The organism is Rice orange leaf phytoplasma (assembly GCF_001866375.1).
Taxonomy (GTDB): Bacteria; Bacillota_I; Bacilli_A; order Acholeplasmatales; family Acholeplasmataceae; genus Phytoplasma; species Phytoplasma asteris.
In genome coordinates, this window is record NZ_MIEP01000007.1 from 1 (window position 1) to 5,727 (window position 5,727).

A 5,727-nucleotide genomic window follows, 5' to 3' on the forward strand; every position below is an offset into this window, starting at 1 on the left:
AGTCCCCTTTGGGGATTTAGGGGTTTTTAAAAATAAATATAAAATATACAAACCGCCTTTGCCGTGAGAATCGGTAAAGGAGTAGTTTTGTATTTAGGGAGAACAAACAAATGCTACATTTAAATGATTTAACTATGAATAAAGAAGATGTTAGTTTATCTTTTCATGCTCTTAAAACATTTAATATAATTAAAAGAGGTACTTTTAATAAAGAACAAATTAAAGCTTTTGAGAATAATTTATTTTTTGTTAAGACTACTGATTTCGGTCAAGGTTGTTTTTCCAAGTTTATGTCTTTGCATTTATATCGTCTTATGAATTCTATGCAAGAATCTCGTTTAAAAAAACTTATCAAACAAAAAATAGCTTTTATTCAACAAGAATTGCAAGTTTTAAATGAATCTAATAATTGGAATTATTTTTTTGATAACCAATATATTTTAACTAATTTTAATTATTTTTATAAATTAGCTAATATTAGTTATGAAGAAAAAACAATCCAAGAAAAAATAGAATTTATTAAATTACATATGAGACCTATGCCTGATCAATATTATTTATTTTTAAGAAATAATCCTAAGAAACTTAAAAAAACTTATCAATTTATTTGTTTAATGATTATTGAAGATAAAGATGAATTAACATCAATTGATATTGAAAGTAAAGTTAAAGATGTTATAAGAAATATTCGTCAAAGTAAAAATAATGCTCGTTACAAAGCTATTTATAATTTTGCTTCTGAAAAAGAAATTAGTTGGTTAACACTTACTTTGGCTCATCATAATAATGATGGTACTATTTCTAATGATGTTAAAGATTTAGATAAAGTTAAACAATTGGTTGGCAAATTTATTTCAAAATTACGTTATGAATATAAAAAATATTTAATTAAACAAAGATTAAAGAAGCATATTGTTAATAAATATTTAACTAAATTTAAATATTTTGTCGCTTCTCAATTACAATTTAAAGGTGTTTGGCATTTTCATGTTATGTTTAATATTGATTTATTAAGCATTTTTGGACACACCAATAAAATGATGTGTCAACGAAAAGGAATAATAAATAATTCAGAATTTTTAGAATCACAAGAATATTACTTTAAAAATAAAGCTAAATATAATTCTAATAATGGTTGGTTTGAAAAAGAAAATAAAAATTTAATTATTCCTAATGTTTTTAAATTATGGGGTGGTATTGTACGTGATAATTTACCTAATTTAAAATTATTAAATCCTCGTTCTCAAAATTTACAGATATTTTATAAAGGTAAATTAAACAATACTAAAAAAATTGAAATTAAGGAATGTAAAAAATTAGCAACCATCATTAATAAAAATGTTGCTGAAATTACTTCTGAATATGTTAGTAAATATGATGCTGGTTTGAGTGAACGAGAAATTAAAAAAACCATTGCATTAAAGAAAAATTATTTAACTGGGAAAAAGTTATTTCAATTTTCTTATAGTTGTCAAAAATTACTTATTACTAAAAATATTAAATATTTTCCATTTGATCTTCATTATGATGATTATAAAATAACTGGATTTTATTTATCAAATATTTTAAAATTTGGTAAAAATCATATTTTGTATGATTTATTAAGAAATAACATTTTAAAAACACTTAATAAAAAAGCAGTAAAAGTTCCAGGAAAAGATTTTCCTGAGGATAAAAATATTACTTCCGAAGCGTTAGATTTTGATAAAAACCAAAATAAATATATGTTTGAATATAATGTAAATAAAGGTAATTTATCATGTTTTTATGGTACTATTTTTTATGCAAAAACTTTATTTAAAAATTTTTTAACTAGCAATGCATATATTAATTTATGTAATAAATTGAATAAATTTTTTAATTTATCTAAATTATCAGTTTTAAAACCTTTAAATAATTATTTAGAAAATCAAAGAACTTTTACTTGTTTTAATCAATATACTAATCCTTATTTAGGTTATTCTTAACAATAAAATATAACATTTATTCTGTTTAATCCAATTTATGTTATTAAAAAATGAAAGATAAAGGTATATTTTAATTTTAATTGTGTTTTTGAAATTCAAAAAAAACTCATTTAAATTTATATTTTTCAATTAAATCTTTTTTAACTTTTACCCTTTTTTGATAAGGGTTTTTCTTGTAGATTTTTATTTTTTTACGTTTTATAAATATAAAAATATGTTATAATAATAATAATATAAATAATAAAAATTAGATATTTCTAAGAAAAAATTAATTTTAAATTCAAATAATTTTAATCCTTTATTTTCTTAGTTATTATCAGAAGTTATCACCTATTCACCCCTTGAAGAAGAAGTCCAAGCTGCAAAAAACAAAGTTGAAAATGAAGTAATCGTTTTTCAAACTAAAGGAACTCTTACCGAAGGAGGCAATACTTTTCCAACAGCTGTAACAACCACTAAAAAAGACGGTGTAGTTACTAAAGAAGTTTTAACAATAACTAAAAACGGCGTTAAAACTACAACAACTACTGAACCACCACTTAACAAAGTAACAGTTCAAACTTTTGGAGCTGATGGCACTACAGTTGTTAAAACCGAAGTAGTAGAAACTCAAGTTGAAGGTGCAAAAAAAACAACTGTTACAACTAAAGTTGATAAAGAAGTAACTAAAGTAGAAACTAAAGAAACTGACAAACCAACAGTTACATTAGTAAAAGCTGATGAAGTTCAAGCCGCTTAAAGAATTCACTCAAGAATTATTAGACCATACACCAACTTTATTTTTTGAACAATCAGACTCATTATATGTTACTAATAAATTTGGGGAAATGTCTGGAGTAACTAATTTAGACAAAAACAAATTAGCAACTCAATTAGCAACAGTTTCCAAGTTTCAAGACGCAGTAAATACACTTGGAGCAACATTTGATAAAGCAAAAGTTAAGGAAAAACTAATTCAATTACTCAAAAAAACAACGACGTTAATTCAGATGTTTTAGGTATTTTAAATGATTTTGTTAATTTGGACCAATTTTTAACAGTTGTGTGTGAAAACAAAGCAGATTTATTTGTACAACAAACAGAAACAGATAAAGAAGCAGTTGTTGCTAAATTAAAAGAAACTTTGGAAAAAGAAGCACATTTTACAAAAAAACTTGATGATGAGGTTAAAGAAACAGTTGAAGCTTTACTTAAAGTTGAAGTTGATAAATTAGAATTAAATCCAGCTGAAAAAACTCAAGTTGAAACTGAATTAACCGAAACTTTAAACAAAGAAAAACTTACTGAAACTCTTGAAAAAACAGTTCAAACTGCTAAAGAAACAGTTGATGCTGAAACTGAATCTCAAGCTCAAACTACTCAAAACTCTACACAAAAAGAAACTCCTAAACCTACACAAACTACAACTGAAGAAAAAGAAACTAAAGGCACTAATACAAAAGAAGTTTTAGTATATGTTTGTTTAGTATTACTTGTTCTTTTCTCAACTGTAGGAAAAGTTCTTTACGTTAAAAAACAAAATAAATAATAATTTAATATCTTTATAATAGAAAGCTACCATTTGATAGTTTTCTATTTTTATAATTTTGGTGAATAAAAAAATATTTAAATAAATTAATTTAACAGTTTTGCAAGGTATTTTAAAGGCAAAAAATTTATTTATTAAATAAGTTTATTTAAGCATCTTTTTTATGTTATATTATAATTAATGGTAAATTAAATTTGTTATATAAAAAAATAAAAGTAAAGGATTTATGGTATCTCGTTTATGCAAGACAGCAATATTATTGGATATATACGAAAAAATAAAAAACACATTCTAAGATTTAATTTAATTCATATTTGCTTTTGGTCGTGGGTATTAATGCATCTTTATATTTTTGGATTAATAGATTTTAATAACACTAAAAATAAAGAAACAAAAGAAGATAATTACAAAGAAACACTTACTGTAGGAACTATGAATATGCCTCCTTTATCTTTTCAAGGAAAAGATGGTACTATTGGTTCTGATATGGCATTTTGTAAAGAATTAGCAAAAGAAATAGGTTATAAATTAGATATTAAAGTCTATGATGGAGTTGAAGGGTTAACAACAGCTCTAAATAAAAAACAAGTAGATTTTATAATTGGTTCTATGAATAATACTGAAAAACGTCAAAAAAATTTTGATGGAATTAATTATTTAAAAGCAACAACAAGTATTTTAATTAAAAAGAATAATGAAAAACTCTTTAAACAATTTCAAATTCAAGAAGAGGGAAAAGACAAAGGAAAGATATCTTTTAAAAATAAAGATATTTCACTAGCAGAAAATAATAAAATAAACTTAATAGTACAACAAGGAGGAATTTTTGTCTATACTATAGAAAATGATTATTTTATAAATGATTATAAAAAATATTTTAAATATAAATTAGATGGCGATAAACCTAAAGTAGATAATACAGAATCCTCTGATGTATGTGTTTTAAATGTTAAAAAAGGTATTTCAACTGGTTTTATTACTGATACTCCTATTGCTAAAGGAATTGCAGAAAATGATTCAGATCAATTAGTAGCAATGGAATTTGTAGATAATGAATTTGCAGAATCTCAAGAACGTCCTAATTTTCCTCCTTTTGGTTTTTTCATTAAAAAAGATGATCCAAATCCTAAAGTATCGAAAGAAGAATTTGAAGAAAAAGTTAAAGCAGTTTTAAAAAGTGATAAATTAGACGAACAAAGTAATAATTATAGAACAAATTATCTAGCACCAGCTATAATAGAATACAAAGAAATCCAACAAGAATTAAAAGGACAAACTTTTTGGAGTAAAATTATAATAACTCTACCTTCTTATATTAGACCTTTTATTAGTTCTTTTATAGTTGCTTTAGACAGTTTGATTTTAGGTTTTGGAATTACTCTTCTTTGTGTAAAAGTTAAAATTTTTGCTAAACAATCTACTAAGAAAAATAATGATACTATTACTTTTTATTTTTATAAAAGCTGTTCGCGTTTAATTGATGAATTAATTTCAGTACTTAATGCTATTCCTATTGCAGTACAAGCTTTATTATTTTATTGTGCTCTTTCTAATTTTGATATCTTTAAAAATAATAATTATACTCCCTTTATTACTACTTTAATTGTTATTTCTCTTAATACTATTGCAAGCATTACTACTTTGATGATGCATAATATCGAAACATTAGATAAAGGACAAATTGAGGCTGCTTATTCATTAGGAATGAATCAAAAACAAGTCTTTAAATATATTTTATTTGAACAAGGATTACAATTAACTAAACCCTTTATTTGGCAACAATTTATCTTTAATATTAAAGATACTGCATTATTTTCCTTAATTACTTTTGTAAGTTTAATTAAACAAGCCAAAGATAATGCTTCAATTGATTATGATACTCTAACTCCTTATTTTATTGTTAGTGTTGTTTATTTAATCTTAGTTAAAAGTATTCAATTCATCAGTAAAAAGACTAATAAGATAAAATAAATATTATAATTAAATATAATAGATATAAAATATAATTAAAAAATTAACATAAATAACATTAAATTAATAAATTATAATAAATAAAGATAAAATACAACAATTATTAATAATATAAATAAAATGTTATAATAAATAAAATAACTAAATAACTTTAATATAATAATAAATATCAATAAATATAATTAAATAATATATAATAAATAAAATCATTAAATATAAATATTTTAATAAGCTTAATAAAAATATTAATAATTAAATAAA

5 protein-coding genes are annotated in these 5,727 nt (G+C 22.6%); 4 read left to right on the forward strand and 1 reads right to left on the reverse strand.

The annotated features are described in order from the left end of the window. The first annotated feature begins 110 nt into the window (after window positions 1-110). Window positions 111-1,967, forward strand: a complete 1,857-nt coding sequence (locus BHE82_RS02445; RefSeq protein WP_071345659.1) for a hypothetical protein — start codon at window positions 111-113, stop codon at window positions 1,965-1,967. Between the two features lie 396 nt (window positions 1,968-2,363). Here BHE82_RS02445 and BHE82_RS03250 read toward each other — a convergent pair whose 3' ends face one another. Next, window positions 2,364-2,513 carry a hypothetical protein gene (locus BHE82_RS03250; RefSeq protein ID WP_180365497.1) on the reverse strand — a complete coding sequence of 50 codons (150 nt, stop codon included), beginning with the start codon at window positions 2,511-2,513 and terminating at the stop codon, window positions 2,364-2,366. A 173-nt stretch (window positions 2,514-2,686) separates the two neighbouring features. Between BHE82_RS03250 and BHE82_RS02450 the strand changes: the two genes are divergently transcribed. From BHE82_RS02450 to BHE82_RS03065, 3 genes are all read left to right on the forward strand, one after another. After that, window positions 2,687-2,965 carry a hypothetical protein gene (locus BHE82_RS02450; protein WP_071345660.1) on the forward strand — a complete coding sequence of 93 codons (279 nt, stop codon included), beginning with the start codon at window positions 2,687-2,689 and terminating at the stop codon, window positions 2,963-2,965. Between the two features lie 44 nt (window positions 2,966-3,009). Continuing rightward, window positions 3,010-3,495, forward strand: coding sequence for a hypothetical protein (locus BHE82_RS02455; protein ID WP_143549432.1), 486 nt, complete (start codon window positions 3,010-3,012; stop codon window positions 3,493-3,495). A 240-nt stretch (window positions 3,496-3,735) separates the two neighbouring features. Beyond that, window positions 3,736-5,466 (forward strand): transporter substrate-binding domain-containing protein, encoded by a 1,731-nt coding sequence (locus BHE82_RS03065; protein WP_084024648.1) that lies wholly within the window; start codon window positions 3,736-3,738, stop codon window positions 5,464-5,466. The last annotated feature ends 261 nt before the right edge of the window (window positions 5,467-5,727 follow it).

Bases quoted from the DNA above. Each gene is read 5' to 3' on its own strand.
- BHE82_RS02445 (WP_071345659.1), top strand. From the start codon at position 111: ATGCTACATTTAAATGATTTAACTATGAATAAAGAAGATGTTAGTTTA.
- BHE82_RS02450 (WP_071345660.1), top strand. From the start codon at position 2,687: ATGAAGTTCAAGCCGCTTAAAGAATTCACTCAAGAATTATTAGACCAT.
- BHE82_RS03065 (WP_084024648.1), top strand. From the start codon at position 3,736: ATGCAAGACAGCAATATTATTGGATATATACGAAAAAATAAAAAACAC.